The organism is Burkholderia sp. HMSC10F09, from assembly GCF_001806955.1.
Lineage (GTDB): Bacteria > Pseudomonadota > Gammaproteobacteria > Burkholderiales > Burkholderiaceae > Burkholderia > Burkholderia multivorans.
Map to the genome: position 1 here is coordinate 1 of NZ_KV786687.1, position 2,140 is coordinate 2,140.

Below are 2,140 nucleotides of genomic sequence, written 5' to 3' on the forward strand. Positions count from 1 at the left end.
GCGGCCGCCGTGCCGCGCGTCACGCCGGCCGCGCGTATCCCGATTCGACCCAGCGCGTCGCGCTTGCCTTGTTCAGCTGGAACGCGGCCGACACCTTCGCGTCGGCGAGCAGTTCGCCGTACGGATCGAACGCCTTCAGTTCCGCATACGGCTCGAGCTCGTCCGGCACGATGTCGAGCGTGACCGACACCTCGCTGTCGCCGGCCCAGACCGTCACCTGCTTGTGCAGCATCGCGCGCCGCTGCTGTTCGTGCCGCATCAGCACTTCGGTCGCCGTCTTCACGAGCGTGCGGAACGCGGCCGCGTCCATCGGCTTCGGATTCTTCTTGTCGCGGCCCATCGTCCACGGGCCGACGAGCGCAGGCTCGGCCTCGCCGTCCTTGATCATTTCGACGGCCCAGCCGTCGTCGTCTTCGTTCTTGATGATGCGGGCCGTCCAGCCGTTGTCGCGCCAGAGGCCGTCTTCGTGGATGCGGGTGTCGTCGGTGGGGAGATCGGAATCGGTCATGGGTCGGGCGGCATGAACGGGCGGTGCGGCGGGCGAGCGGCGCATGCGCCGTCGCGTGCCGCCGCTGCCCGGAATCGCAGAGCGTATGCAAAGGCCGCAATTTTACCCGCCGATCCGCCGGCTCGCCCGGCGAAGCGCGCGACGTCGGCCGTCCGGCCAATGCGCGCGATCGCAGTCCGAGCGTTTCGTCGCGGATTTCAAACTCGTATTACGTTTCGGCGCGCCGTTCGAGTGACTGTCCGATTCCGGATGCGGATACCGCTTCATAGAATGTCTTCAGGCTAAATATCGCCTGAACCGACATTCACCGGCAATCCGGCCGGCCGCGCGGTCGATCCGTCCGGCCGGCGAACCAGATGGAAAGGGCATGAGGAAATTCAGCGTTCGCACCGTTTTCGCATACGACTGGCCACTGGCGCTCGTCGGGATGGAGCATGTAGTGGCCGCCGGCTGCGCGATCGACCTGGTCGCCGCCTATCCGACGGCGGCCGAACTCGTCGCGGCGTTCGACACCGTGGACTGTCATGTGCTGCTCGTCGACTATTCGCTGCGCGGCGACGGGCGCATCGAAGGGCTCGCGCTGCTCGAACGGCTGACGCGCGTGCGGCCCGAGGTCGGGATCGTCGCGCTCGTGCGCAACGAGAGTCCGGTGATCCTGCGTTCGATTCTCGCGCACGGCGCGACGAGCGTCGTCAGCAAGGGCGACGACGTCGGGCACATCGTCACCGCGGTCCATTCCGCCTACAGCGGCGGGCGCTATCTGTCGCCGCTCGTGCGGCGCGCGCTCGACGCGAGCGGCAGCGAGCCCGCGCCGGCGAAGCTGTCGTCGCGCGAGGTCGAGGTGATCCGGCTCTATCTGAGCGGCATTCCGATCAAGGCGATCGCGCAGCGGCTGAACAAGGGCAAGCAGACGGTCAGCGCGCAGAAGATCAGCGCGATGAAGAAGCTCGGCGCGCATAACGACGTCGAGCTGATCCGCTATGCGGCTGGGCTCGGGCTCGGCGGCACGACGTTCGACGCCACCGTGCCGCGCGTGCGCGGCGCGGCGCGCGCCGACGATTGATGCCGGGTGCGGGCGCGTACGCGGCGGTTCGCACGATGCGCGACGCGCGGCATCGGCCGGCACGCGGTCGTCGAGCTCGCCGTGACGATCGCGCGCCCGCGGCGCTGCTCCCCGATCAGGCCGGCAGCGCAAAACGCGTGACGGCGTCGCGCAGCGCTTCGGCCTGATCGCGCAGCGAGTGCGCGGCGGCCGCCGCCTGTTCGACGAGCGCCGCGTTCTGTTGCGTGACCTGGTCCATTTCGCCGACCGCGCGATTGACCTGCTCGATGCCCGCGCTCTGTTCGCGTGACGCGTGGCTGATCTCGTCGAGAATCTCGTTCACGCGGCGCACCGACTGCACGATCTCGGCCATCGTCTCGCCCGCGTGCGTGACGAGCGTCGCGCCTTGCTCGACCGTCTCGTTCGACGACACGATCAGCGACTTGATTTCCTTCGCGGCCGTCGCCGAGCGCTGCGCGAGCGAGCGCACTTCGGCTGCGACCACCGCGAACCCGCGTCCCTGTTCGCCGGCACGCGCGGCTTCGACCGCCGCGTTCAGTGCGAGGATGTTGGTCTGGAACGCGATGCCG

3 protein-coding genes are annotated in these 2,140 nt (G+C 68.7%); 1 reads left to right on the top strand and 2 read right to left on the bottom strand.

The window, feature by feature from the left end; all coding sequences use genetic code 11:
* Positions 1–19: 19 nt before the first annotated feature.
* Positions 20–508, bottom strand: coding sequence for a hypothetical protein (locus tag HMPREF3115_RS12745; RefSeq protein WP_006403048.1), 489 nt, complete (start codon positions 506–508; stop codon positions 20–22).
* A 367-nt stretch (positions 509–875) separates the two neighbouring features.
* On the opposite strand from HMPREF3115_RS12745, the gene HMPREF3115_RS12750 reads away from it, so the two are divergent.
* Positions 876–1,571 (top strand): LuxR C-terminal-related transcriptional regulator, encoded by a 696-nt coding sequence (locus tag HMPREF3115_RS12750; protein ID WP_006403050.1) that lies wholly within the window; start codon positions 876–878, stop codon positions 1,569–1,571.
* 115 nt (positions 1,572–1,686) lie between these two features.
* On the opposite strand, the gene HMPREF3115_RS32400 is transcribed toward HMPREF3115_RS12750, so the two are convergent.
* The coding region (locus HMPREF3115_RS32400) for a methyl-accepting chemotaxis protein (RefSeq protein ID WP_256276182.1) at positions 1,687–2,140 on the bottom strand (454 nt) is incomplete at its 5' end.

Bases quoted from the DNA above. Each gene is read 5' to 3' on its own strand.
- HMPREF3115_RS12750 (WP_006403050.1), top strand. From the start codon at position 876: ATGAGGAAATTCAGCGTTCGCACCGTTTTCGCATACGACTGGCCACTG.
- HMPREF3115_RS12745 (WP_006403048.1), bottom strand. From the start codon at position 508: ATGACCGATTCCGATCTCCCCACCGACGACACCCGCATCCACGAAGAC.